This is a genomic window from Rhizobium phaseoli (genome assembly GCF_001664385.1).
In the GTDB taxonomy this organism is placed as follows: Bacteria; Pseudomonadota; Alphaproteobacteria; order Rhizobiales; family Rhizobiaceae; genus Rhizobium; species Rhizobium phaseoli.
On record NZ_CP013532.1, the window covers coordinates 1420003 to 1443170 of the forward strand.

Consider the following 23168-nt stretch of genomic DNA (forward strand, 5'->3'; position numbering starts at 1 on the left):
TAGGTGGTCCCGAATGCGAAAAGAGTCAAGCGGGGTAGATGCTTAACGCCAGAATGTCGCACCCTCGAGCGGGTGGCTAGTCACGGCTCAGACGGCCTGCGGGCTCCGGCCGCGACGTTCCAGCCGGAACGATGCTGCGAAGACGAAGAGGCCGAGGAAGGAGAGTGCGGCGCCGACGTAACCGGTTGCCGCAAAGCCATAGCCCCAGGCGATGACGAGGCCGCCGAGCCAGGCGCCGATCGCATTGGCGATGTTGAAGGCGGAATGGTTGGAGGCGGCAGCCAGCGTCTGCGCGTCGGCGGCGACGTCCATCAGCCGCGTCTGCAGCGCCGGGCCGGCGGCGAAACCGCAGCCGACGAGGAAAACGGAGAGGCCGAGCATATAGGGGTTGGCCGCGGTCAGCGCAAAGGTGGAGAGCACGACGATATTATAGATGAGCGAGCCGCCGATCGTGCCGAGCAGCGATTTGTCGGCCAGCCACGAGCCGATGAAATTGCCCGCATTCATGCCGACGCCGAACAGGACCAGCATGATCGGAACCGCGCTTTCCGGCAGCATCGCCACCTTCGTCGTTGTCGAGGCGATATAGCTGAACATGGCGAACATGCCGCCATAGCCGACGGCGGCGATGCCGAGCGTCAGCCAGACCTGCGGCCGCCGGAAGGCGCCGAGCTCGCGCAGGAAGCTCGCTTCTTCGGAAACCCTGTCCCTGGGAACATAGACCCAGATCAATGCCACCGTCAGCAGACCGACAAGGCCAACCGACCAGAACGCCACCTGCCAGTCGAGCGACTGGCCGAAAAATGTCGTCAGCGGCGTGCCGAGAAGCGTCGCGACGGTGAGGCCGAGCATGACCCGCCCGACGGCGCGTGCCCGCCGATAAACCGGCACCATCGAGGCGGCGACGAGAGCGGCGACGCCGAAATAGGCGCCGTGCGGCAGGCCGGTGACGAAGCGCAGGAATGTGAAGGATTCGAAGGTCGGGGCCACGGCGCTGAGGATATTGCCAACAGCGAAGAGCAGCATCAGCGTCAAAAGCAGCGTGCGGCGCGCCATCTTCGCGGCGAGCACGGCAATGACTGGCGCCCCGACGACGACGCCGAGCGCATAGGCGCTGATGACATAGCCGGCCTGTGGCGTCGTGACGGAGAAAGTCTCGGCGACGTTTGGCAGCAGTCCCATGATCGCGAATTCGCCGGTACCGATGCCGAAGCCGCCGCAGGCGAGCGCCAGTTGAACCAAGGCTACGGTCGTTGCCGACGGCAGCGCGTCCTCCGGCTGGGTTCCAACGGACTCATTGATGGCGATCTCACTCATGAGAGCTCCTCGGGACGGTTTTCTGCTGGCAATGGCCCCAGGCGCGAACGCGGCCGCGAGGCGATCGTGATACATGGCGGGAAGTGGAGACGATTTCTCCGATATCTGATCTATCCGTGATATACCGGCAGGCGTCGAGTGCATTTTTCGCAGTGCAGCGTCCTGCTATGTGCATATGTCCGTTGCAATATTTGCGTTTCTGCTTTTCTTGCGGAAAAGCGGCTGTGCTTGAAATCCCCAATGCCGCAACCATCTCAGGGGCAAAGGCAGAAGCATTTCCGCGCCAGGGACGGGAGCCCTTATGAAGCTTGTAGGCTTTTTCAATCGCGACGGCGGCACCTTCAGGACCACCGACATGGTGGCCTACGAAAAGAGGGCGGAGGCGGCCTTTCGGGATGCCGGGCATGATTTCGATGCCATTGTCTTTTCGGGCAAGGAAATCATTCCCGCGATGGAACGGGCCGCCAAGCGCGATGATATCGACGGCATCGTCGCCGGCGGTGGCGACGGCACGATTTCGGCGGCGGCGTCGATCGCCTGGAAGAACGGCATCGCGCTCGGCGTCGTGCCGGCCGGCACGATGAACCTTTTTGCCCGCTCGCTGCGCGTGCCGCTCGATATCTGGCAGGCGCTTGACGTATTGGCTTCCGGGGAGGTCGATAAGGTCGATATCGCCAGCGCCAACGGCCGGCCTTTCATCCATCAGTTTTCGGCCGGTCTGCATGCCCGCATGGTGCGCTACCGCAATGCCTACAGCTATCGCTCGCGCCTCGGCAAAATACGGGCAAGCACCAAGGCCGCTCTCGGCGTGATCTTCAATCCGCCTGAGTTCGAGGTCGAATTCGAGGCCGCCGGCATGCGCGAGCGCCGCTGGGTCTCGGCGATCTCGGTCTCCAACAATCCCTTCGGCGAGAATGCGCTGCTCTATGCCGATAATCTCAGAAGCGGCGAACTCGGCTTCTATACGGCAAATCCGCTGAAACCCCTCGGCGTCGCCCGTCTTGCCCTGGACATGCTGCGTGGCAAGGTCCGTGAGAATGCCGACGTCATGGTGATGCATCCGGCCGAGGTACACCTGCATTTCCCGAAACTGCGCCGCAAGGCCAATTGCGTCATGGACGGCGAATTGTTGCCGCTCCAACGCGATGTTTCGATCCGCCTGCACCCCGGCGAGTTGAAGGTCCTCGTCAAGCAGGGGCTGGCCGCCCAGGTGGATGCCGATGAGCGACGCGAGCCTGCGGCCTGAACACCGGAGGCTTCAGAGCCGCGGCAGGTAGGTGCGATAATCGAAATCCGAGACGGTGCGCAGATGCGCGAACGCTTCCTTGCGCTTGGTGTCACCGTAAAGCACCTGATATCGCGTGCCGAAAATATCGGCGATGAAGGGTGAGGCACGGAAGCTCTCGACCGCGCTCAGGAAATCATGCGTCAGCGGCGTCGTATTGGCTGGCGTGTGGGAGGGCGTCGTCTCTTCGCCGGGATCGAGTTCGCGATCGAGACCGGCAAGCATGCCGCCGAGGATCGCCGCAAGCAGCAGATAGGGATTGGCGTCGGCGCCGGCGACGCGGTGCTCGATACGGGCGGCCGGCCCATCCGTGTCGGGTATGCGGATCGCCGTGCCGCGATGGCCGTTACCCCAGGTCAGATCGACCGGCGCGAACGAGCCGGGTTGGAAGCGACGATAGGAATTGGCAAAGGGAGCGAAAACCAGCTGCGCCGCGCGCATGCTGTCGAGCAGGCCTGCCGTGACCGATTTCAGCAGCTTGGGCTCGCCACCTCTGGCATCGAGGATGTTGCGGCCCTGGCTGTCGACGATGCTCGCATGCACATGCAGGCCGGAGCCGGCATGGTCGGAATAAGGTTTTGCCATGCAGGTCGATTTCAGCCCGTGGCGGCGCGCCGCCTGCTCGGCGATGCGCTTCAAATAGAGGCAATCGTCGGCGGCGGCCAGCGCATCGGCGCGGTGCGTGAGGTTGACTTCGAACTGGCCCGGGCCGAATTCCGCCGTCGTCGCATCCGCTGGCAGTCCCTGCACCTTGGCGTAGGCCCTCAGCGTCTGCAGATAGTCCTCGAGCGCATCGACGGCACTCATGTCGTAGAGCTGGAAGCCGTTCGGCTCGCCGCGATAGGTGAGGCTTTCGGGCGGAGAGGGGCGGCCGGTTTCGCGCCAGTCGCCCGACATCACGTAGAATTCCAGTTCGGTGGCGACGACAGGCGTCAGCCCACGGCTGCGGTAGCGCTCGACCACGGAAGCGAGGATGGCGCGCGGATCCATGAAGCTCGGGCTGCCGTCGAATTCGTGCATGGTGGCAAGCACCTGCATCGAGCCCTCCGGCGCCCAGGGCATCGGCGCGAGGCTGCGCCGGTCGGCAACGACCATGCCGTCGGGATCGCCGATCGTCAGCGACAGGCCGGTGATATCGTCATTGTCGTCGCCCCATATGTCGAGCGACTGCGTCGAGGTCGGAAGGCGGATCTCGCCGGCCCAGGCCTTGCTTTCGGCGCCTGATGGAAGCTGTTTGCCGCGCAACTCGCCGTTCATGCCGACGATCAGGATCTCGAAACGCGGGTCGCCACCGGCCTTGCCGTCCATCCTGTCGCTCGCCATGACCTTGAAAATCCTCTGGGACAAGGCCAAGCTCCTATCCCATCGATAGCAGCCTTTCAATCCGCGAGGGTCTTTTACCAGCCATGCACGACACTTACCCGGCCTCGAACCTTGCCGCGATCGACGCAGCCCATCATCTGCACCCCTTCGCCGATATGAAGAAGCTGAACGCCGATGGCGCCCGCATCATCCAGCGCGGCGAGGGCGTCCATATCTTCGATGATCGCGGCCGGAAATATCTCGATGGTTTCGCCGGCCTCTGGTGCGTCAATATCGGCTATGGCCGCCGCGAGATCGCTGAGGCGGTCGCAAGGCAGATGAACGAGCTGCCCTATTACAACACCTTCTTCGGCACGACCTCGGCGCCGACGACGCTGCTGGCGCAGAAGGTGACATCACATGCGGGCGCGCGGTTCAACCATATCTTCTTCACCGGCTCCGGTTCGGAAGCGAACGACACCTGGTTCCGCATGGCCCGCGTCTATTGGAGCGCCGTCGGCAAGCCGTCGAAGAAGATCGTGATCGCGAGGAAGAACGGCTATCACGGCTCGACCGTCGCCGGCGCCAGTCTCGGCGGCATGAAATATATGCACGAGCAGGGGGATCTGCCGATCCCTGGCATCGTCCATATCGGCCAGCCCTATTGGTACGGCGAGGGCGGCTATCTCTCACCTGATGAATTCGGTCTCAAGGTTGCGCGCGAGCTCGAAGCGAAGATCGACGAGCTCGGCGAGGAGAATGTCGCCGCCTTCGTCGCCGAGCCGGTGCAGGGAGCGGCCGGCGTCATCATCCCGCCCGAAACCTACTGGCCGGAGATCGACCGTATCTGCAAGGCGCGCAATATGCTGCTGGTGACCGACGAGGTGATCTGCGGTTTCGGCCGGTTAGGCGCCTGGTTCGGCCATCAGCATTTTGGCGTCGAGCCGGATCTGGCGCCGATCGCCAAAGGGCTCTCCTCCGGTTACCTGCCGATCGGCGGCGTGCTCGTCAGCGATAGGATTGCCGATGTGCTGATCAACGAGGTCGGCGAGTTCAATCACGGCTTCACCTATTCCGGCCATCCCGTCTGTGCGGCCGCCGCACTCGAAAACCTGCGCATCATCGAGGAGGAAAGGCTGGTCGAGCGTGTGCGCGACGATATCGGCCCCTATTTCGGCAAGGCCTGGGCAGCGCTTGCCGATCATGATCTGGTCGGCGAGGCCGTCAGCATCGGCCTGATGGGCGGCCTGCAGCTTGCTGCCGACAAGAGCACGCGCGCCCGTTATGAGAAGCCCGACCAGGTCGGGGCGCTGGTGCGCAACCACGCGCTGGCGAACGGCCTCGTGCTGCGCGCCACCGGCGACCGCATGCTGGCTTCGCCGCCACTCGTCATCAACCACGCGGAGGTGGACGAGATGGGAAGGGTCACCAAGCTGGCACTGGATGCGGCCTGGAAGGAGCTCAGGCGCTTCGGTTGAATGGCCTTTAGCTTTCGTGCATGACGTCTTTGAGGATATCCGCGCCGGTTGCGTATTCCTTGCCAAGGCCGGCTTCAATCTCCGAGTCGGCCGTCTGAATCTCTCTACCCAGGGCCTCTATATTCAGCTCGTGGTCGGCGAGCATACGGATGCCCGCCCGCACGGCCTCAGTCTCCGTGCCGAACCGGCCATTACGGACAAGATCCGACAGGATTCCGTCATAGGTATCGCCAAGGGAAAAAGTCTTTGCGCGTGCCATGTCAATTGTTCCTCCCCTGGCCGATGTCTCCTCCTGAGTAGCTTATTCTGCGAGTTTAGTGAGAACGCAACCCCACTCTCCGTCATCCCAGGCCTTGAGCCTGGGATCCATGCGACTGCTGCTTATGGGTGCGGTGTGGATGCTCGGCTCAAGGCCGAGCATGACGGAGAGTGGGGTGGGCAGGAGAAACATTCACAGTACAGGCGCCCGTGTTAGCGAGGCATTCGCTAGCAAGACCAGACAATGCCAGTCACAGCCTAAACTGACTTTGGTGAAGAGGCGGACGATAGCCTATGCGCAGATCAACGAGGTCGGCCACCTTAATCACGTCTACACCTATTCCGGCCATTCGGTCGCGACGTCATACTCCTATTTCACTCGGTCCGACTGCTTGATCCAAGCATACCCGAAGCGGTAGCGGTCATCTCCGCGCCCGTAGAAATAGGGCACGTCGATTACCGACGCCTGAGGTGCGGAGGCGCCGAGATTGGCCTGGAGCCATTGAGCCATGGCCGGCGGGAGCCCTTCGCTTGCCCCTTTCGGCGGGATCAGCCACACGAGAAGCAGCGGTTGCCGGCCGGCAAGGTCCGGGTGGAAGCCGGGATAATCCACGGAGATGACAGGCACATCGGGGATATCCTGCCTGAGATTGCCGGCAAGCAGGCTGTCGCCGGCAAGGATCGCCGCCGGTTCGGCCTGTTTGCGCAAGCTTTCCAGCATCGTGGCATAGGGCCTGTTCAGCCGTTCGTAATGGCCGGTGAAGCGTGCGGCCGCGACGCTGCCGTAAAGGGCGGCCGGCACGCCGATCATGATGAGGGCGACGACCGCCATGAAACGCCGGGACGCCCTGGCTGTCGCGACGCCGGCGGCATCGATTTTCAGGCAGAAATAGAGCGGCAGGATGAAGAGCATCGGCACCAGCCAGCGATCTTTGATGCCGGCAGCCCCGCCGAAGACGATCAACAGCAGGATGCCGGCCAGGAAGACGAGCATCATCCGCTCGATGAGCCGCGTCCAGTCCGAGCCGGCGGCAAGCGCCGGACGAAGTCCCTTGCCGAAGACGACCGCAAACACCGCCACCGTCAATCCGGCAAAGCTGATGACCGCGAGAGCAAGCGAGCCGACACCCATGGCCACCTGCATGAGATAGCTCGCATGACCGCTCGCGGTCATCTTCTCTAGAGTGCGGGCGGTGGCGAAATCGAGATTGTCTTTCAGCCAGAAGAGATGCGGCAGGGTGATGACGAGCGCCACGGCAATGGTCACCACCAGCCGCCGGTCGAAGATCCGCGGCCGCAGGCGCGCATCCGCCAGCGCGGCGATCAGGGCGGCAGCCGGCAGGATGGCGAAATTATATTTGGCGAGCAGGCCGAACCCGATGCCGATGCCTGTTATCAGGTAGGAGGCAAGGCTCGGCTGTTTCAGACTGCGGATGAAGCCGTAGAAGAAGATGCTGGCCGAGAAGAACACCGCGACCGTGTGGGTGAGGTCTCGCTGCATCTCGAAAACCATTTGCGGGATGGTCAGCAATCCGAGCGTCGCGATCGCCACCAGCGCCTTGTCGCGCAAAATGAGACGCGCGGTCAGGCCGTACAGCAGGTAGGCGCTGAACAGCAGGAGGTTCTTCACCACCGAAAGCGCGACAAGCGAAACACCGGCAAACCGGAAGACGCTATATTGCAGCCAGTTGTAGAACGGCGGCTGCGGGCCGTAACCGGCGGCCAGCCATTGCGAGCGGAAAACCTGTTCGGCCTCGTCGAGATCGAGTGAATGCGAGGTTGCGAGCCGCACACCGACCTGAAGCGTGAAATAGACGGCGAGCAGCACGAAAATCCAGCGCACGTCGCGAAGACCGGTCTTGATCATTCTATCTGGCCCCCGGCCGAACCCAGGCGTAACCGAGTGCGAAATTATCGCCCTGGCGACCGAAATAATAGGGAAGCGACAAGGCGCCAATCTCCTGCGGCGTGATGCCCGCCGCCGTCAGTGCCGATGAAAACCGCTCCGGCATGACGGCATCCGCCGCCGTCGCCGTCTTCTTGCCGCGCCAGACGATCAGCACCGGTCCGCCTGCTGTCGTGTAGGCCGGAATGCCGGCAACGGGAAAATCGGGGATGACGACGGGCACATGGGGAAGCTGCAGACGCATGTTCCCGGCGACATAGGGATCCGAGGCAATCACCAGTGCGGGTTCGGTCTGCCGGGTCATTGCGCGGGCGAGATCGGCCATCGGCACATTCGGTCGGCTATAGGTGCCGATCAGCCCGGCGCCGACGACGCGGAAGCCGAGCGCGACCAGCACACAGGCCATCAGCACCGGCACCACCGGCAGGAAGCGGCGCAGCCCGGCGGAAAGATCGAGCCCGGCCGCCTTCATCTTTGCCAGAAAGTAGATCGGCAGCACCAGCAGGAACGGATCGAGCCAGCGCTCGCGCACCGTGGTGGAACCGGTGAACAGCACGATCGGAAGGATTCCGGCGAGGCTCGCAAGCATCATCCGCTCCATCATCGCGGTCCAGCGGTTTCCGGATGAAAGCATCAGGACAAAATCCCGGCGGAAGGCGGCGGCGAAAATTGCGACAGGGAGTGCTGCAAAGGCGAGGATGGCAACGAGAAAGGCGAGAATGCCTTTGCCGATCCGCACGATGCCAGCGGGTTCGTTGCCGGCGGCCATCTTGACCAGAGTGTCGGAGGAGGCGAATGCGAGATTGCCCTGCAGCCAGATCGCGTGCGGCAGTACGATGACGAGCGCAACGGCGATCGCAGCCAGCATGCGCCAGTCGAGCGCCCTGCGCCGCCATTCGGCATCAGGCAGGATGGCAATCAGCGCGACCGCCGGCATCAGCGCGAAATTGTACTTCGAGATCAGCCCGATGCCCGTTGCAAGCCCGAGCAGCAGGTAGCTGCCAACGCCTGGCCGGTCGAGCGTGCGGAAGAAGCCATAGAGGAACAGGGAGCTGGCAAAGAGCAGCGCCGTCGTGTGGGTCAGATCCTGCTGGGCCATGTAGGAGACCTGGGGCAGGGTGATCAGCGCCAGCATGCCGACGGCGGCGAGCGCCTGGTCCTTCAGTGCCTCGCGCCCGGCAAGGCCGTAAAAGAGGTAACACAGGAAGAGCAGGATATTCTTCGGCACGATCAACGCGCCGATCGACATGCCCGTCACCGAAACGACGGCATATTGCATCCAGTTGTAGAAGGGCGGCTGCGGGCCGTAACCCGCCAGCAGATATTGCGAGAAGAAGGACTGCTCGGCCTCGTCGAGTTCCAGCGAATGCGGAAGCGCCAGTCGCAGCCCGACGTTCAACACGAAATAGGCTGCAAGCAGCAGAGCCGCGATTCCGATCGTCCTCGTCGCGCGTTCCAGCATCGTGCTGCCGGCTTAGGCTTGGCTTTGATCGTCGAAGATCTGCCGCACGATATAGTTCGGAGAGGCGTCGTCACGGTAATAGGTGCGCGCGATCATTTCCGCCAGAATGCCGGTGGTGATCATCTGCACCGACGACAGCAGCAGCACGACCCCGACCATCAGCATCGGCCGGGTGCCGATATCGTTGCCCATGATGAACTTGTCGAAACCGAGGTAAAGCAGGATCAGCATGGCGACGGCGCCGAGGCCGAGACCCAGCGAGCCGAAGAAATGCCCCGGCCGCGCCTTGTAGCGCATGAAGAACATCACCGACAGCAGGTCGAGGATGACGCGGAAGGTGCGCGAAATCCCGTATTTCGAGACGCCGTGCTCGCGGGCATGGTGGGTGACGACCATCTCGCCGATACGCGAGCTCGGCACGACCCCGGCAACCCAGGCCGGAATGAAGCGGTGCATCTCGCCCATCAGCTTCACCTGCTTGATGATCGAGGCACGATAGATCTTCAGGCTGCAGCCGTAATCGTGCAGCTTGACGCCGGTGATGCGGCCGATCAGGTAGTTGGCGCACCAGGAGGGGATCTTGCGCAGGAGCAGGCCGTCCTGGCGGTTCTTGCGCCAGCCGACCAGCAGGTCGAGTTCGCGCCGCTCGAGCTCCGAGACCATCGCAGGAATATCCTTCGGATCATTCTGCAGGTCGCCGTCCATCGTCGCGATCAGCCGGCCCCGGGCGGTGTCGATACCGGCCTGCATGGCGGCGGTCTGGCCGAAATTGCGCTGCAGCTCGACGATTCTGAGCGCCAGCCCCTCGCGCCCGACGAATTTGCGGGCATTGACGAGCGTCGCATCGGTGCTGCCGTCGTCGACGAGGATCAGTTCCCAGCGATGAGGATATTGGCCCATCGCCGCCAGGATGCGTTCGACCAGCGGGCCGACGCTTTCCTCTTCGTTGAAAACGGGCACGACCAGCGACAGCTCGAGCGATTGTACCGGATCATTCGTGCCGCGAATGGGCTCTACCGTTGTCTGCAACTTTCATCTCCAAAAGGCCGGGCGGCCTGGCAATCCTTACTGCCGCCACCGCGTTTGCGGAAGCCTACTACATGAAGTGTCCGTCCGTTGCCAGCGGACAATGCCGGTTTCCCTCGCCCGGGCTGCCGCAACGCTATTGCGCGCCGCCCTCGACCCAGGAGTAGCCGATGGAAAAGGTATGTTTGCCGTCACCGAAAAGATAGGGCAGCGTCAGCGTATTTATCTCTTTCAGATGAATGCCCGATCTCACCAGATCATTGGCGAAGCTGGGCGAAATGGTTGGGTCGTTTGCCGTCTCGCCGCGCCAGACAACGAGCACCGGTCCCTTCGCAGCCGCATATTCGGGAACCCCGGGACCGGGGAAGAACGGGATCACGACAGGGACGTCGGGAAACTCCAGCTTCATATTGCCCGCAACGAACTTGGTTCCCGCGACGATGAGAACCGGTTTGCGGGTCGCAGTCAGTTCGGTCACGTAGTTGGCGAAGGGGACATTCGTTCTCGTATAGGTGCCGATATATTGAATGGCGACGATGCGCAGCAGAAGGATCGACAGGATGACGATCATGAAGACCGGCACCACCGGCCGGAAGCGGGCAAGGCCGGCGGAAAGATCGAGACCTGCGGTTTCGAGCTTCAGGAACAGATAGATCAGCAGGACGAGCAGGCACGGGTCGAGCCAGCGCTCATGGATGTCGCTGGCGCCGGCGAAGACGACGATACCGGCGAAGGCGAGCAGGCTGACGACAATCATCCGTTCGATCACCCGGATCATCGGGCTGGACGAAGAGAGTGCCCGTATGAAATCCCGTCGGAAGGCCGCTGCGACGACAATGATCGGCAGGGCAACGAAGCCGAGGACAGCGATGACGAGGGAGAGCAGTCCCTGTCCGATGCGGGGAAGGCCGGCGGCGGCCTCATGCTCGGCGGTCATCCGCTCCAGTGTCGGGGCCGAAGCGTTGGCGAGATTATCGGGCAGCCAGAGTGCATGCGGCAGGACGATCAGAATGGCGATGACGATCGCCGGCAGCAGACGCCAGTCGAACAGGCGGCCGCGCCACTTCCGCTCCGGCAGGACGGCGATGAAGGCGGCAAATGGCAGAATGGCGAAATTATATTTGGAGATGAGCCCGATGCCGGTGGCGATGCCAATGACGAGATAACTGCCGATCGTCGGCTGGCGCAGCGTCCGGAAAAAGCCGAAGAGGAACAGCGAGGTGGCAAACAGCAGAGCAACGGTATGAGTGAGCTCGCGCTGCGCCATCAGGCCGACCTGTGGCAGGGTAATCAGGCTCAGCATGGCGATGGGCGGGAGCAAACGGCTTTTCAGCACCTCGCGGGCCGCCAGGCCGTAGAAAAGATAGCAGCCGAACAGAATGATGTTTTTCGGAACCGAGAGCGCCCACATCGTAATGCCGGTCACCGAGACGATGGCGTACTGGATCCAGTTATAGAAGGGCGGCTGCGGGCCGTAGCCGGCCAGGAGATATTGTGAGTAAAACGCCTGCTCCGCCTCGTCGAGATCGAGCGTATGCGGCAGGGCGATGCGGAGCGCGATGTTCAGCAGGAAATAGACTGCCAGAAAAATACTGGCGCTCGTCAAGCTTTTGGTAATGCGCTCCAACATCGATCTCCAAGTCAAGCCGGCAAGGCGTCGTCATCTGTCGGTCTGTCGCGCGGATCGTCGGCGTGAAGCGATCTCGCCGCCACTGCCACCAACTCCGCCGTTGTGCGCAACCTTCATTTCTCCTAAAACGCCTGGCGACGAAACCAAGACCATGCCGACGCCAAGCGAGGAATGCCTACTACATGAAGAGTTCGATCGTTGAAAGCCAGCAGTCCTGGTTTATGCGCAATCGCATGACGGCGCTGACGGTCGTTATTGTCGCAGCCTATGCGCTCTTCGTGCAATGGTTCTGGGGGTGGCCGGTCATCATCCGCCAATGGGCCGATGTCGGGGCAGGTCCGGTGATCGGAGCGCTCGTGGCGCTGACCGGCACCTATTTCCTGCGCACCTGGCGCATCTACGACTATTTTCCGAAGGAGACCGCGGGGCGATTTGCAACGCTTTTCCGGGTCACGCAGATCCACAATCTCCTGAACATCATGTTGCCCTTCCGGACCGGCGAAACCAGCTTTCCACTGTTGATGCGCACCGAATTCGGCATTCCGCTGACGCGCGGAACCTCGGCGCTCCTAGTCATGCGGCTGCTCGACCTGCATGCTCTGCTGGCGGCTGCCGGCATCGGCTTTGCGCTCGCCGCGGCCGATGCTCTCGTCGCATGGTCGCTTTGGGCGGCCTTCCTGCTGCTGCCCGTCGCAGCCTTCGCCGCGCGCAGGCCGCTGTTGCTTGGCGCCGCCAGGCTGTTGCCGGCTAAGGTGCAGAAATTGGTCGTCGAGATCGAAAACGGCCTGCCGCTCAATGCCGCAGCCTTTGCGCGCGCCTGGGCGATGACCATCGTCAACTGGCTGGTGAAGGTGATCGTGCTTGCCTGGGCGCTCGGCCTGATGGGGGTTGTGCCGATGGCGGCGAGCTTCGGCGGCGCGCTTGGCGGCGAACTCTCCTCCGTCCTGCCGGTGCACGCGCCGGGCGGGGTCGGCACCTATCCGGCGGGCATCACCGCCGGCGCCATTGCGCTCGGAGCGTCGAGCGAGCGGGCGGCGCTGGCTGCACTGGCGCAGGCGAGCGTCAATGCCCATCTGCTGATCATCGTCTCGGCGCTGACGGGCACGGCGATCTCACTGCCGCTCGGACGCCGCGGCAAGCGCTGAAATCCGTTTCCTCAAGAATGCCTGCTCCGGCTCCTGCCGGCAGAGCGACAAGGCCGTCTCATAGGCTGCGATCGCCTCTTCTCGCCGGCCGAGCCGGCGCAGGAAGTCGGCCCGGGCCGAATGGGCGAGGTGATAGGCCTGCAGCTCTCGGCGCCCCAGAATGGCATCGATCAGATCCAGCCCCTTCGCCGGCCCTTCGGCCATCGAAATCGCCACCGCGCGGTTGAGCTCGACGACAGGTGAGGGCTGGGCTGCCAGAAGCAAGTCGTAATAGAAGGCAATCCGCCGCCAGTCGGTTTCCCCGGCGGTCGGCACCTTCGCATGTTCGGCGGCGATCGCCGCCTGCACCGTATAGGTGCCGATCTCTCCTGTCCGCAGTGCCTTGGCCAGGAGTGCCAGGCCTTCTGCGATCTTGGCGCGGTCCCAGAGCGAGCGGTCCTGATCGGCAAGCAGCACCAGCGCTTCCTCCTCGCTGCTGCGGGCGCTGCGGCGGGAATCCTGCAGCAGCAGCAGCGCCAGAAGGCCGCAAACATCAGGATGCGGCAGCAGCGCCAGCAACAGACGCGCCAGCCGGATGGCCTCTGCGGTCAGGTCGGCGCGAACGACCGCGTCTCCCGAAGAGGCGGAATAGCCCTCGTTGAAGACGAGATAGATGACATGCAGCACTCGGTCGAGCCGTTCGGGCAGCGCTTCGCGGCCCGGCACTTCATAAGGGATGTTCGCAGCCCGGATCCTGCCTTTGGCGCGCACGATCCGCTGGGCGACCGTCGGCGCCGGAATGAGGAAGGCATGGGCGATCTCTTCGGTGGTCAGCCCGCAGATTTCCCGAAGCGCCAACGCCATCTGCGCATCGGCGGGAATAACGGGATGGCAACAGGTGAAGACCAGCCGCAGCATATCGTCTTCGATCGCTTCCAGGTCGCCGATCTCCGTTTCGTCGACCGTGTAGAGACTGTCCTCGATGTGCTGCTGCGAGGCATCGAACCGCGCCCGGCGGCGGATTGTATCGATTGCCTTGAAGCGTCCTGTCGAAACGAGCCAAGCGAAAGGGTTGCCGGGAATGCCGTCAGCCGGCCAGGTCCGCGCCGCCGCGGCAAAGGCGTCGTGCAGCGCTTCCTCTGCCCGGTCGAAATCGCCGAGCAGACGGATCAGCGTCGCCAGAACCCGGCGCGATTGCGATCGGTAGATTTCCTCGATCACGCTTTCCAACAGGCGATCCTCACTCTGGCAGGGTGAGCAGCCTCACCGGACGCAATTCGATCGATCCGACGCGGACGCTTGGAATGCCCGCGACGACCTTGCGTGCCTCTTCGCGATCGGCTGCCTCGATGATGTAGATGCCAGCCAGATGTTCCTTGGTCTCGACGTAAGGGCCATCGGTCGAAGACAGAATGCCATGGCGCACTCTCAGGACCGAGGCGCTGTCGGGACCTTCCAATGCATCGGAATGGATCATGATGCCTTTGCGCTGAAGCTCCTCGTCATACTGGAAATGCGCCCTTACGAGATCGTCGCCCTCGGCCTGACTGAGCGTGCCATCCATATCGGCGGGATTATAGATGAGGCAGACGAAGCGCATGGCTATCTCCCATCCTTGATCGAATAGGCGGGTCTGATTTCGATCGACGCATATTTGAGGATCGGGAAGGTGGAAATGATTGCTTTCGCTTCATCCATGTCCTTGGCCTCGATCACCACGAACCCACCGAGATGCTCCTTGATTTCGGCGAAGGGACCATCTGTAGCGGCGACAATGCCATTGCGAACGCGGAGCGTTACGGCTCGCTCCGGTTCATAAAGCGCCAGCGCGCTCAGCATGTGACCGCCGTCGCGCCAATGGTCGTCGCTGACGATGCACTCCTGCGTGACCGCGTCCCATTCCTCCTGCGTGACTTTGCTGCTCTTTTCGGTATCGAACCAGACCTGACCCAGAAACTTCATTGCGTGACCTCCTCAGCCGAATTCATGGATGGGGCGAACTTCGATCGCGCCGAGTTTCGCTAGCGGGATGCCAGCCGCAACCCGGATCGCGTCATTGAGATCCTTGGTCTCGATCAGGATGAAGCCGCCAAGCGCTTCCTTGGTCTCGGCGAAGGGGCCGTCCGTCACCGACATCTCGCCATGGCGCACCCTGACGGTTACCGCTGACTTCGGCGACTGCAGCGCCTGGGCGACGATCATATGTCCGCTTTCGACGAGATCTCTGTCGTAGTTCAAGGAATTCGCGTCGAGTTCGGCCTTCTCCTCTTTGGTCATGGCGTCGAGTATCGCGCCATCGAACCAGACCTGGCAGAGATATTTCATCGCAGGCAGCCTCCTTTGCCGTGTTCCATATGCCTGGACGAACGATCGCCGCGCATTTCGACAGCGGCGGGAAAAATAATTTGTGCCGGTCCGGTGTCGAAATCGCAAGGCAGCACTCGACAAGGCTTCATCGAAACCTGTCGAGGAGAACGGCAATGAGTATTCTTGAAATCGCGCTCGCAAGCCAGATCTGGGCTCGCCGCCATGAGAAGCGCCGTCCGGCGTTCGACGAAAGCGATGGGCTGAAGATTCTCTCACGCACCGCTTTCGCCATCGTCGGCTTCACCCTGTTGATAGCAGGGCTGAACGCTGCTGCCGGCAGGCCTCAGGTGGTTGACCAGCACGCGGCACCCGTCGTCGCAGGCAGATGAGGAAACGGCCTATTGGAAGGCTGTTTCGAAGAAGCTGCGCAGCTTGCGCGAATGCAGGGCTTCCTTCGGCATGGCGGCGAGCTTCTGCACGGCGCGGATGCCGATCTGCAGATGCTGGTTGACCTGCGTGCGATAGAAGGCCGTCGCCATGCCCGGCAGCTTCAATTCCCCGTGCAGCGGCTTGTCGGAGACGCAGAGCAGCGTGCCGTAAGGCACGCGGAAGCGGAAGCCGTTGGCGGCGATCGTTGCCGATTCCATGTCGAGTGCGATGGCGCGCGCTTGCGACAGCCGCTTCACCGGCCCGCGTTGGTCACGCAGTTCCCAGTTGCGGTTGTCGATGGTGCCGACGGTGCCGGTGCGCATGATGCGCTTCAGCTCGAAGCCCTCGTAGCCGGTAATTTCGGCGACGGCGGCCTCCAGCGCCACTTGCACTTCGGCGAGCGCCGGGATCGGCACCCAGACCGGCAGGTCGTCGTCGAGCACATGGTCCTCGCGCATATAGGCATGGGCAAGAACATAATCGCCGAGCCGCTGGCTGTTGCGCAGGCCGGCGCAGTGGCCGAGCATCAGCCAGGCATGCGGGCGCAACACGGCGACATGGTCGGTGATCGTCTTCGCGTTGGAGGGACCGACGCCGATATTGATCATGGTGATCCCGGCATGGCCCTTCTTCTTCAGATGGTAGGCCGGCATCTGCGGCAGGCGGGCAAGCGTCGCATCCGTTTCCGGCACGTTCGAGCCGGGCAGGGTGACGACATTGCCGGGCTCGACGAAGGCCGTATAACCGTCGCCGCCCTCCGCCATCAGCTTGCGCGCCCAGTTGCAGAATTCGTCGATGTAGAACTGGTAGTTCGTGAAGAGCACGAAATTCTGGAAATGCTCCGCATGCGTCGCCGTATAATGCGACAGCCGGGCCAGCGAATAATCGATACGCTGGGCGGTGAACGGCGCAAGCGGCGAGGGCTCGCCCGGCGGCGGGATATATTCGCCGTTGGCAATCTCGTCATCGGTGGTGTTGAGGTCCGGCGTGTCGAAGATATCGCGCATCGGGACGTCGACGAAGGCGGAGGCTGAAGCTTCCACATGCGCGCCTTCGCCAAAGGCGAAGTGCAGCGGAATCGGCGTCGTCGATTCCGAGACGATCACCGGAACATTGTGGCTCTTCATCAGCAGCGACAACTGCTCCTTCAGGTAATGCTTGAAGAGCTTCGGTCGGGTGACCGTCGTCGTGTAGATGCCGGGCGCTGTGACGTGGCCGTAGGAGAGGCGCGAATCGACATGGCCAAAGCTGGTCGTCTCAATGCTCACCTGCGGATAGAAGGCGCGGTAGCGCGAGGCGATCGGAGCGCCTTGGGCAAGCTCGGTAAAGCTCTCGATCAGGAACGCCGTATTCCGTTCGTAAAGCGCGGTCAGCGTCTCGACGGCCTTGGCCGGATCATCGAAACTCTCAGGCTGGAAAGGGGATGGAGAGGAAATGTCGAGGGGCGACAAAGGGGAGATTCGTTTGTTCATGACGCATTATAGAGAGTTGTTTTTGACAAGCAAACGACGTGCGCCGGCGGAAATCGATTTTTATCTTCTTCCGTGTCTGTACCGTTCACCGCACCGTCGGCGCGCAGAAGGTCCCGTTTCTCTCCAGGCAGGTATAGTTCGCACCGAAATGCGACTGCGTACCGCCGCCGCCTTCATGCACGACAACCGCCGAAAATGTGATCGCGAAGATCGCTGCGAAGAGCGTGATGATGCTGAAACGTCTTGCCAGAATGTAGAGGTTCATCTCATGCCCCGATACGCAACCTAACCATGACGTGAGTTTTGCCATGCGACGGCTGAACGAGTGCTGAGATGCCGGTTCATCCAGCGTTCAGCTTGCGGGGCAGGGTCGGGCGATTGTCGTGAAGATCGGCGAGCCGAGAAAGCTTCGAGGTATGCCGACATTCCAGCCGGCATACCTGGCCATTTTGCGACGCTCGCCGCGTCGGCCTTATCGCATCAGAGCCGCGTCCAGGTTTGCGACTTGCAGAGAACTTTCAGGACGCAGCCTTGCATCCGCAGCGAATTGCCGGAAACCTTGCCCGAGCCGCTATAGGTCTTGTCGGCCGCCGGATCGGTGATTTCGCCAGCGTAACTGCCGCCGGTGCCGGCAAGCGTACCGATCTTCCGGCCGGTGTATTTGCCGGTTTTCAGCGTCACGCAGAAGCTGCCGCCGCAGGCCGCGATCACCGCCGTTTCGCCCGACGCGGTTTTCCAATTGCCGACGATCGGCTCTTCGGCATGCGCCGTGCCCGCGATCACTGCGAGGGCGCCGGCGAGAATCAAGCTGCGGATCATCTTTTCCTCCCTGATGTCCTTTTGACCGGGCGCGAAAATAACTAACGCGAACGTAAAGGTAAATATGGGCGATGGCTATCGACCCGAGACTGCCGAAAGCAGGTGAAAAGCCAGAGGTCGAGACTTTTACACCTGTCGTCTGCTGATTTCATGATGAACGATCCGTTTATTTTCGAATCTGAATCTTTCGTAAAATTTGAACGAAAACCCTTCAGTCCCAACGAATCCGATGTTTAACAAAAATCCAATTTTACCAAGCGTTTGCACTTTGTTTGTCTCAAATTAATCATGCATTTTAGGCGTTTTTTGAAGGCCGTTTGGCATAGTGAAGCCATCAAACGAGCGGGGCAAACCCGCCGGACCGCAAGGGCCGCAAGCTGCGATAGACGGCAAGGCCCAGAGGTAAAACAGGGTAAGTCATAAACAGGCTAACAGGGATAAAACCGATGGCACGCTTTGAAATGCACAATGCTGAAACGGCCACCATGGGTGGCGACAACAACAGCGCCGATGTCTTCTGCGAAATGGGTCTGATGTATGCGACCGGCCGCGGCTGCGCCATCGATCTCGTCGCTGCCCACAAGTGGCTGAACATTGCCGCAATCAAGGGCAACGACCGCGCCGCCGAGCTTCGCGCCGACGTGGCCGCCACCATGAACAAGATGCAGCTCGTGGAAGCGTTGCGCGCTGCCCGCGAATGGATGACGGTTCACTGAAACCGTCTCGTGCGGGCGGTTCGACAGAAGTAACAACCTCGAAAGAGGGGCTGGCGGGGCGATTTGAAACGCCGATGCCGGGAGAAGAGAACCGCGGCCGGATATCCTGCACCGGCCGCGGTTCTTCGTTAAATACCAGCGGATGACGTCCTCCGAAAACCACTCACACACGTTTCGCATCATGCTTGATCAGCCGATCGCCTTCAGCACCTGCGGCAGCGCGTTCTGGAACAGCGCCATGTCGGCCTCGGGTCCGACGCTGACGCGGATGCAGCGATTGAGCGGCGCCACACCAGGCATGCGGATGAAGACGCCGTGCTCCATTAGCCCGTCGACGATCGCCCGCGCATAAGCGCCGTGGCGGCCGGTGTCGATCGCCACGAAATTCGTCGCCGAGGGCAGCGGCTCGAGGCCATTGGCCCGGGCGATGCGGCCGATCCGCTCCCGCGCCGCATGGATCTTGCCGATCACCTCGCTGAGATAGGCTTGGTCCTTGAGGGCGGCAAGCGCGGCGGCCGTCGCCAGCCGGTTCATGCCGAAATGATTGCGGATCTTGTCGAAGGCCTGCGCCGTGCCCGGCGTCGAGATCACGTAGCCGGTGCGTGAGCCGGCAAGTCCGTAGGCCTTGGAAAAGGTGCGGGTGCGCACGATGTTCGGCAGGTCGATTAGCGCGGCGATCGACGGCAGCGAATTTGCCGGTCCCGTTTCGCTATAGGCTTCGTCGAGCACCATCAGCGTCGTCTCGGGCAGTGCCCGGGCGAAAGCGACGATGCTGTCGGCGTCCCACCAGCTTCCCATCGGATTGTCGGGATTGGCGAAATAGACGAGCGGCGCATTCTCGCGGCGGACGGCATCGAGCAGTCCGTCGAGATCCTCGCGGTCGTTCACATAGGGCACCGTCACCAGCTGGCCACCGAATCCGGCGACATGGAAATTGAAAGTCGGATAGGCGCCGAGCGAGGTGACCACCGGCGCGCCGGCTTCGATCACCAGCCGGACGATCTGGCCGAGCAATTCGTCGATGCCGCCGCCGATGGCGATATTGGCGGGGGAGGTGCCGAGATGGGCGCCGAGCGCTTCCCTCAGCGCGAAATTTTCCGGGTCGTTGTATTTCCAGATATTGCCGGCTTCCTCGCTTATCGCCGCAAGCACGGAAGGAGCCGGGCCGAAGCCGTTCTCGTTGGCGCCGATGCGCGCGAGAACGGCACGTCCGCGTTGGCGCTCGATGGCCTCGGGGCCGACGAAAGGAACTGTAGAGGGCAGGGCGCTGACAAGGGGTGTGAAGCGCGAAAAGGCGGACATGCGAAGGCAGTTTCCCGGACATGTTGACGGTGGCGCAACAATAGGCCGGGGCACGACCAAGGCAAGCAAGATTATTTCGACAGCTGACCGATGGGCGAGGCTTGCGGGCGGAACATCGGCGCCCGCCGTGCGTCGATCGCTTCCATGTTCCCGACAAGGAAATCGGTGCGCACCACGCGGCGCAGGACGTCGGGATCCATCAGGTTGATGAACCGCACGCCGATGCGTTCCTTGTGGCGATAGACCTCTGCACATCCGATTCGATAGGCGAGGCCGAGGATGTTGAGATAATAATGTTTCGGCAGACCGGCGGTGGTCGACACAATGAAGGTCGCGCCGCCCTGCGAGATATCGATGATCTCGGCGCTCCGCATCGAAACGCCGGTGAGGCACGGCCGGACGGCGACAATACGGGCGGGGCGCTTGACGTGGAACTCTTCCCAGCGCAGGTCGTAAATGGCGGATTTGACCGTGGCAAGGTGTGTAGCGCGGAGCATAGTCATCTTACATTCTCCGTCAGGCAGGGCACAGTTGGGGTTCTTGGCCTGGTGCAAGCTGATCTTGCTCCAGCCAAGCTCACATGAATGTTTTGCACATTCGTCAAATATCAAATGACAATTTTAACGACTCTAAAATTTGTGCCCAAGCGGGACGGTCGATGTTTCCGATCGGGACGCTCGGCTGATATCCGACTGTTCGGTTCAGCCGAAAATCCTTGCGGCGATATATCCACCGGCGGCGGTCAGCGCCGTCAGAAGCGTGCCCCAAGCCATGTCGACCAGGCTCATGGCGAGTGGCCAGTTCCGAAGCGTCGCAAGGCTCGTAATGTCGTAGGTGCCATAAGCCGTCAGTCCCAGAATGGCACCGTGAACAAGAGCGGTTGCGATCGAACCTGCCGACAATGCCGGCTGCACCGCCAGCACGACCACCGCAGCAGCGAAGAAAAGGTAGAACAGTGCGGCTACCGCAAGGTTTGGCGAGGGCAGCATCAGCGCTCCGAGCTGGTCGCGATAGAAGCTGCGGGCGACAAGACCAAGCCATATGCCATCGCAGACGAGGAGGGAAAGGAGGCTGCCGGCATAAGCGAACAGAGCTGTCTTCATTGTCGATCTCCTGAGCCTGACCTTTTACGAGAGCGAGCCCGGAGCGGATTGCCGCTTCATCGATTGCGGCACAATTTCTCGAACTCTTTCAATGGCTGGACGTTCTGTCTTGATCGATGAAGCATGGTGCGCTTCGATGACGACAGCGAGGAGTTGAAGATGACCGACGTCAAAATTCCCGGGAAATCATGGGTCGTAGTCTGCAATGGAGCCAAGGCTCTGATCATGCAGAATGCCGGCGATGCCCAACTGATGAACCTCAAGGTGCTGGAAACCCTGACGCAGCCGAACGCGCCCGATCGCGAAGTCGGCGCCGACAAGCCTGGCCGCAGCCATGCCGCCGATGGGTTCAGCCGCAGCGCTGTCGAAGAGACGAGCTGGCAGGAACAGGCCGAAGCTCAATTTTTGAAACATGTGGCGGAACGAATGGACGAGCTGACCCAGGCAAAGGATGCGCACCGGATCGTCCTCATCGCGCCGCCGAAGGCGCTCGGCACGTTGCGGCCGGCTCTCAGTGTCGAGACGCAGGCAGCGATTTCGGCGGAATTGGCGAAAGACTATACCAATCTGCCGATTGACGAGATCGAGCGACATCTCGCCGCGTGATCGAAAGGCATCAAGAGCGTGGGCTGGCTGGCCTGTGTTTCCTGCTTACCTCACCCGGCGGCCCCTGCCCGGCCAACAGATCTTCATGATCGGCAAACAGCGCCGCCAGTCGGTTGATGACGGTCCTCACTTCCGGCCGTTGCCGCTCGTCGTCATGCGCGACGATCCACATCTCGTAGGTCAGATCGTCGATCACAGGCCCGGCGCGCACGAGCCTGCGCTCTTGGTCGCCGATGAAGCAGGGCAGCACGCCGCGGCCGGCCCCGCCACGGATCAGGTAAAACAGCATATGCGGTGTGTTCGTCCAGCCGGTGATCCAATAATCCGGCTGTTCGAACGTCCATTTGTCCGCCGGGGTGGTGGCAATGTCGGTGCCAAGCGAAATCCAGTTGCAATTGCTCTGTGCAAAATCGGCCGCCTGGTAAGCGGCGTGAGCCACTTTGACCGAACGGCGAATCGCGACGTTGCCGCTGTCCGGGCGGCTGTGGCGAATGGCGATATGCGCCTCGCGATAGGTGAAGTCGACGCTCGCATCACAGCTCTTGTAGCACATGCGGAAACTGTCGCTCGGCGTCCAGACGCCGGCCAGATGGTCGGCGATGAAGCGCAGGGTCCAGCTGTCAGCGGCCGTCGAGACGATCGGAAGCATCAGCACCTCGCCGCGCCAGTCGGAGATCGCCTGCGCCGCATCCTGCATCAGCCGGACGCGATCGAGCAGCTCCTGACCATCCCTGGCAAGCAGATAACCGGTGGGGCCGCGGCTGAACAGTGAACGGCCGGTCACCCGTTCCAGCGCCAGCATGCGCCGGCCGATCGTCGGCGCGCTGAGGCCGGTACGCGCTGCCGCCGCCGAAAGCCCGCCTCCGGTCGCGACGTGGAAGAAAAGTTGCAGATCGTCCCAGCTCGCATCTTTCATCGATGAAAACCCCCTTTCTCCAGCGCCTCTACATAGCGAGCGCGTGAAGGCCTAGCTCAGGTGCTCCAGCAATAGATGGAGGATAGGCAATGCTTCTCAACTGGCTCGTTCTCTTCGAGGAAGTCGAAACCCGCAATCGCCGCATGCGGCGCGATCCCATGGCCGATCCGCTCGATGGCCCGGAATGGCGCGGACTTCTCTGGATCATTCCGATCATCGCGTATCTCTCCGCAAGAAGAGGCGGGACGCGGCCGCGTCGCGAGAGGACGCGGAGTGACAGAAGCCTCAGGGTTCGAAGCTCAATCGCAGCACGTGGTGCAGGAATTCAGGATTGAGCAGCATGTTAAAGCTGATCGTCACCAACTCATCTTCGCGCTTGACCATGGTGGCGCCGATCTCGTCGTGGATGCCGAAGATTTCGAGAAAGAAATGGCTCGGCATCTGCAGGCTTGGGCTGACTTCAAGCACCGCGCCGGCCAGCGTGATCGTGCGGATCAGGCAGCGCACCTGTGTTCCGGTGCTGAGATGATGGCCGACGAAGATGATGTTGCCAGGCCTGTCGAGGTTGAATTCCCTGTAAGCACGTTCCGGCTTGGGGTGTTCTGTGTCGAGGTGCATCTGAAAGGCCCTTTTAGCCTCCGCTTGTCATGTGAGAAAATTAGCACGAGATTACTGATAGCTGCTGAAGAACATCGCTAAGATTGAAGTCT

The 23168-nt window shown here is 61.9% G+C and carries 26 protein-coding genes; 7 read left to right on the forward strand and 19 right to left on the reverse strand.

The annotated features are described in order from the left end of the window. Positions 1 to 87: 87 nt before the first annotated feature. Positions 88 to 1317, reverse strand: coding sequence for an MFS transporter (locus AMC88_RS06905; RefSeq protein ID WP_012483227.1), 1230 nt, complete (start codon positions 1315 to 1317; stop codon positions 88 to 90). Positions 1318 to 1618: 301 nt separating this feature from the next. Here AMC88_RS06905 and AMC88_RS06910 point away from each other — a divergent pair, with 301 nt between their 5' ends. After that, complete coding sequence (locus AMC88_RS06910; RefSeq protein WP_012483229.1) at positions 1619 to 2563, forward strand: diacylglycerol/lipid kinase family protein; 945 nt, start codon at positions 1619 to 1621, stop codon at positions 2561 to 2563. 12 nt (positions 2564 to 2575) lie between these two features. On the opposite strand, the gene AMC88_RS06915 is transcribed toward AMC88_RS06910, so the two are convergent. Further along, positions 2576 to 3925, reverse strand: coding sequence for a glutamine synthetase family protein (locus AMC88_RS06915; protein ID WP_041683865.1), 1350 nt, complete (start codon positions 3923 to 3925; stop codon positions 2576 to 2578). A gap of 83 nt (positions 3926 to 4008) precedes the next feature. On the opposite strand from AMC88_RS06915, the gene AMC88_RS06920 reads away from it, so the two are divergent. Beyond that, positions 4009 to 5382 carry an aspartate aminotransferase family protein gene (locus AMC88_RS06920; RefSeq protein WP_012483231.1) on the forward strand — a complete coding sequence of 458 codons (1374 nt, stop codon included), beginning with the start codon at positions 4009 to 4011 and terminating at the stop codon, positions 5380 to 5382. 7 nt (positions 5383 to 5389) lie between these two features. Here the strand turns inward: AMC88_RS06920 and AMC88_RS06925 are convergent, their stop codons facing one another. The 5 genes from AMC88_RS06925 to AMC88_RS06945 form a co-directional block, all read right to left on the reverse strand. Beyond that, positions 5390 to 5641 carry a ribbon-helix-helix domain-containing protein gene (locus AMC88_RS06925; RefSeq protein WP_010018706.1) on the reverse strand — a complete coding sequence of 84 codons (252 nt, stop codon included), beginning with the start codon at positions 5639 to 5641 and terminating at the stop codon, positions 5390 to 5392. A 369-nt stretch (positions 5642 to 6010) separates the two neighbouring features. Next, on the reverse strand, positions 6011 to 7507 hold the full coding sequence (locus tag AMC88_RS06930; protein WP_012483232.1) for an ArnT family glycosyltransferase: 1497 nt from the start codon (positions 7505 to 7507) through the stop codon (positions 6011 to 6013). A 1-nt stretch (position 7508) separates the two neighbouring features. Next, positions 7509 to 9008 (reverse strand): ArnT family glycosyltransferase, encoded by a 1500-nt coding sequence (locus AMC88_RS06935; RefSeq protein WP_012483233.1) that lies wholly within the window; start codon positions 9006 to 9008, stop codon positions 7509 to 7511. A 12-nt stretch (positions 9009 to 9020) separates the two neighbouring features. Continuing rightward, on the reverse strand, positions 9021 to 10037 hold the full coding sequence (locus tag AMC88_RS06940; RefSeq protein WP_012483234.1) for a glycosyltransferase family 2 protein: 1017 nt from the start codon (positions 10035 to 10037) through the stop codon (positions 9021 to 9023). A 133-nt stretch (positions 10038 to 10170) separates the two neighbouring features. Then, positions 10171 to 11664, reverse strand: a complete 1494-nt coding sequence (locus AMC88_RS06945) for an ArnT family glycosyltransferase (protein ID WP_012483235.1) — start codon at positions 11662 to 11664, stop codon at positions 10171 to 10173. Between the two features lie 182 nt (positions 11665 to 11846). On the opposite strand from AMC88_RS06945, the gene AMC88_RS06950 reads away from it, so the two are divergent. Further along, on the forward strand, positions 11847 to 12809 hold the full coding sequence (locus AMC88_RS06950; protein ID WP_041683581.1) for a lysylphosphatidylglycerol synthase domain-containing protein: 963 nt from the start codon (positions 11847 to 11849) through the stop codon (positions 12807 to 12809). On the opposite strand, the gene AMC88_RS06955 is transcribed toward AMC88_RS06950, so the two are convergent. From AMC88_RS06955 to AMC88_RS06970, 4 genes are read right to left on the reverse strand one after another with little or no spacing between them, the layout of a single operon-like run. Further along, positions 12777 to 14018 carry an RNA polymerase sigma factor gene (locus AMC88_RS06955; protein WP_012483237.1) on the reverse strand — a complete coding sequence of 414 codons (1242 nt, stop codon included), beginning with the start codon at positions 14016 to 14018 and terminating at the stop codon, positions 12777 to 12779. The genes AMC88_RS06950 and AMC88_RS06955 overlap by 33 nt on opposite strands. Before the next feature lie 10 nt (positions 14019 to 14028). Further along, positions 14029 to 14388, reverse strand: a complete 360-nt coding sequence (locus AMC88_RS06960) for a YciI family protein (RefSeq protein ID WP_012483238.1) — start codon at positions 14386 to 14388, stop codon at positions 14029 to 14031. A gap of 2 nt (positions 14389 to 14390) precedes the next feature. Continuing rightward, entirely contained in the window at positions 14391 to 14750 is a 360-nt protein-coding gene (locus AMC88_RS06965; RefSeq protein WP_010022925.1) for a YciI family protein, read from the reverse strand. A gap of 12 nt (positions 14751 to 14762) precedes the next feature. Continuing rightward, positions 14763 to 15113 carry a YciI family protein gene (locus AMC88_RS06970; RefSeq protein ID WP_010022927.1) on the reverse strand — a complete coding sequence of 117 codons (351 nt, stop codon included), beginning with the start codon at positions 15111 to 15113 and terminating at the stop codon, positions 14763 to 14765. Between the two features lie 155 nt (positions 15114 to 15268). Between AMC88_RS06970 and AMC88_RS06975 the strand changes: the two genes are divergently transcribed. After that, on the forward strand, positions 15269 to 15484 hold the full coding sequence (locus AMC88_RS06975; protein WP_010022928.1) for a hypothetical protein: 216 nt from the start codon (positions 15269 to 15271) through the stop codon (positions 15482 to 15484). A 9-nt stretch (positions 15485 to 15493) separates the two neighbouring features. On the opposite strand, the gene amn is transcribed toward AMC88_RS06975, so the two are convergent. The 3 genes from amn to AMC88_RS06990 all read right to left on the reverse strand — a co-directional run bounded on the left by amn (position 15494) and on the right by AMC88_RS06990 (position 17815). After that, positions 15494 to 16996: an AMP nucleosidase gene (gene amn, locus AMC88_RS06980; RefSeq protein ID WP_012483239.1), complete on the reverse strand. Its 1503-nt coding sequence runs from the start codon at positions 16994 to 16996 to the stop codon at positions 15494 to 15496. Between the two features lie 85 nt (positions 16997 to 17081). After that, on the reverse strand, positions 17082 to 17261 hold the full coding sequence (locus AMC88_RS06985; protein ID WP_010009317.1) for a hypothetical protein: 180 nt from the start codon (positions 17259 to 17261) through the stop codon (positions 17082 to 17084). 215 nt (positions 17262 to 17476) lie between these two features. Next, entirely contained in the window at positions 17477 to 17815 is a 339-nt protein-coding gene (locus AMC88_RS06990; protein ID WP_010018948.1) for a DUF2147 domain-containing protein, read from the reverse strand. Positions 17816 to 18261: 446 nt separating this feature from the next. Here AMC88_RS06990 and AMC88_RS06995 point away from each other — a divergent pair, with 446 nt between their 5' ends. Then, the gene (locus AMC88_RS06995; RefSeq protein WP_004672535.1) at positions 18262 to 18531 is read left to right on the forward strand and encodes a sel1 repeat family protein; all 270 of its coding nucleotides are present in this window, start codon (positions 18262 to 18264) and stop codon (positions 18529 to 18531) included. Positions 18532 to 18720: 189 nt separating this feature from the next. Here the strand turns inward: AMC88_RS06995 and AMC88_RS07000 are convergent, their stop codons facing one another. From AMC88_RS07000 to AMC88_RS07010, 3 genes are all read right to left on the reverse strand, one after another. Then, the gene (locus tag AMC88_RS07000; protein ID WP_012483241.1) at positions 18721 to 19833 is read right to left on the reverse strand and encodes a pyridoxal phosphate-dependent aminotransferase; all 1113 of its coding nucleotides are present in this window, start codon (positions 19831 to 19833) and stop codon (positions 18721 to 18723) included. Positions 19834 to 19904: 71 nt separating this feature from the next. Then, positions 19905 to 20336 (reverse strand): pilus protein PilZ, encoded by a 432-nt coding sequence (locus AMC88_RS07005; RefSeq protein ID WP_004672539.1) that lies wholly within the window; start codon positions 20334 to 20336, stop codon positions 19905 to 19907. A 198-nt stretch (positions 20337 to 20534) separates the two neighbouring features. Then, complete coding sequence (locus AMC88_RS07010) at positions 20535 to 20936, reverse strand: DUF2177 family protein (RefSeq protein ID WP_012483242.1); 402 nt, start codon at positions 20934 to 20936, stop codon at positions 20535 to 20537. Between the two features lie 159 nt (positions 20937 to 21095). Between AMC88_RS07010 and AMC88_RS07015 the strand changes: the two genes are divergently transcribed. Continuing rightward, positions 21096 to 21542: a baeRF12 domain-containing protein gene (locus AMC88_RS07015; RefSeq protein WP_012483243.1), complete on the forward strand. Its 447-nt coding sequence runs from the start codon at positions 21096 to 21098 to the stop codon at positions 21540 to 21542. A 10-nt stretch (positions 21543 to 21552) separates the two neighbouring features. Here the strand turns inward: AMC88_RS07015 and AMC88_RS07020 are convergent, their stop codons facing one another. Continuing rightward, positions 21553 to 22458, reverse strand: coding sequence for a LysR family transcriptional regulator (locus AMC88_RS07020; protein WP_012483244.1), 906 nt, complete (start codon positions 22456 to 22458; stop codon positions 21553 to 21555). Between the two features lie 89 nt (positions 22459 to 22547). On the opposite strand from AMC88_RS07020, the gene AMC88_RS34005 reads away from it, so the two are divergent. After that, on the forward strand, positions 22548 to 22793 hold the full coding sequence (locus AMC88_RS34005) for a hypothetical protein (protein ID WP_080515641.1): 246 nt from the start codon (positions 22548 to 22550) through the stop codon (positions 22791 to 22793). Here the strand turns inward: AMC88_RS34005 and AMC88_RS07025 are convergent. Next, entirely contained in the window at positions 22744 to 23076 is a 333-nt protein-coding gene (locus AMC88_RS07025) for a hypothetical protein (protein ID WP_012483245.1), read from the reverse strand. The genes AMC88_RS34005 and AMC88_RS07025 overlap by 50 nt on opposite strands. Positions 23077 to 23168 lie beyond the last annotated feature (92 nt).

Bases quoted from the DNA above. Each gene is read 5' to 3' on its own strand.
- AMC88_RS06905 (WP_012483227.1), bottom strand. From the start codon at position 1,317: ATGAGTGAGATCGCCATCAATGAGTCCGTTGGAACCCAGCCGGAGGAC.
- AMC88_RS06910 (WP_012483229.1), top strand. From the start codon at position 1,619: ATGAAGCTTGTAGGCTTTTTCAATCGCGACGGCGGCACCTTCAGGACC.
- AMC88_RS06915 (WP_041683865.1), bottom strand. From the start codon at position 3,925: ATGGCGAGCGACAGGATGGACGGCAAGGCCGGTGGCGACCCGCGTTTC.
- AMC88_RS06920 (WP_012483231.1), top strand. From the start codon at position 4,009: ATGCACGACACTTACCCGGCCTCGAACCTTGCCGCGATCGACGCAGCC.
- AMC88_RS06925 (WP_010018706.1), bottom strand. From the start codon at position 5,641: ATGGCACGCGCAAAGACTTTTTCCCTTGGCGATACCTATGACGGAATC.
- AMC88_RS06930 (WP_012483232.1), bottom strand. From the start codon at position 7,507: ATGATCAAGACCGGTCTTCGCGACGTGCGCTGGATTTTCGTGCTGCTC.
- AMC88_RS06935 (WP_012483233.1), bottom strand. From the start codon at position 9,008: ATGCTGGAACGCGCGACGAGGACGATCGGAATCGCGGCTCTGCTGCTT.
- AMC88_RS06945 (WP_012483235.1), bottom strand. From the start codon at position 11,664: ATGTTGGAGCGCATTACCAAAAGCTTGACGAGCGCCAGTATTTTTCTG.
- AMC88_RS06950 (WP_041683581.1), top strand. From the start codon at position 11,847: ATGAAGAGTTCGATCGTTGAAAGCCAGCAGTCCTGGTTTATGCGCAAT.
- AMC88_RS06960 (WP_012483238.1), bottom strand. From the start codon at position 14,388: ATGCGCTTCGTCTGCCTCATCTATAATCCCGCCGATATGGATGGCACG.
- AMC88_RS06965 (WP_010022925.1), bottom strand. From the start codon at position 14,750: ATGAAGTTTCTGGGTCAGGTCTGGTTCGATACCGAAAAGAGCAGCAAA.
- AMC88_RS06970 (WP_010022927.1), bottom strand. From the start codon at position 15,113: ATGAAATATCTCTGCCAGGTCTGGTTCGATGGCGCGATACTCGACGCC.
- AMC88_RS06975 (WP_010022928.1), top strand. From the start codon at position 15,269: ATGAGTATTCTTGAAATCGCGCTCGCAAGCCAGATCTGGGCTCGCCGC.
- amn (WP_012483239.1), bottom strand. From the start codon at position 16,996: ATGAACAAACGAATCTCCCCTTTGTCGCCCCTCGACATTTCCTCTCCA.
- AMC88_RS06985 (WP_010009317.1), bottom strand. From the start codon at position 17,261: ATGAACCTCTACATTCTGGCAAGACGTTTCAGCATCATCACGCTCTTC.
- AMC88_RS06990 (WP_010018948.1), bottom strand. From the start codon at position 17,815: ATGATCCGCAGCTTGATTCTCGCCGGCGCCCTCGCAGTGATCGCGGGC.
- AMC88_RS06995 (WP_004672535.1), top strand. From the start codon at position 18,262: ATGGCACGCTTTGAAATGCACAATGCTGAAACGGCCACCATGGGTGGC.
- AMC88_RS07000 (WP_012483241.1), bottom strand. From the start codon at position 19,833: ATGTCCGCCTTTTCGCGCTTCACACCCCTTGTCAGCGCCCTGCCCTCT.
- AMC88_RS07005 (WP_004672539.1), bottom strand. From the start codon at position 20,336: ATGACTATGCTCCGCGCTACACACCTTGCCACGGTCAAATCCGCCATT.
- AMC88_RS07010 (WP_012483242.1), bottom strand. From the start codon at position 20,936: ATGAAGACAGCTCTGTTCGCTTATGCCGGCAGCCTCCTTTCCCTCCTC.
- AMC88_RS07015 (WP_012483243.1), top strand. From the start codon at position 21,096: ATGACCGACGTCAAAATTCCCGGGAAATCATGGGTCGTAGTCTGCAAT.
- AMC88_RS07020 (WP_012483244.1), bottom strand. From the start codon at position 22,458: ATGAAAGATGCGAGCTGGGACGATCTGCAACTTTTCTTCCACGTCGCG.
- AMC88_RS34005 (WP_080515641.1), top strand. From the start codon at position 22,548: ATGCTTCTCAACTGGCTCGTTCTCTTCGAGGAAGTCGAAACCCGCAAT.
- AMC88_RS07025 (WP_012483245.1), bottom strand. From the start codon at position 23,076: ATGCACCTCGACACAGAACACCCCAAGCCGGAACGTGCTTACAGGGAA.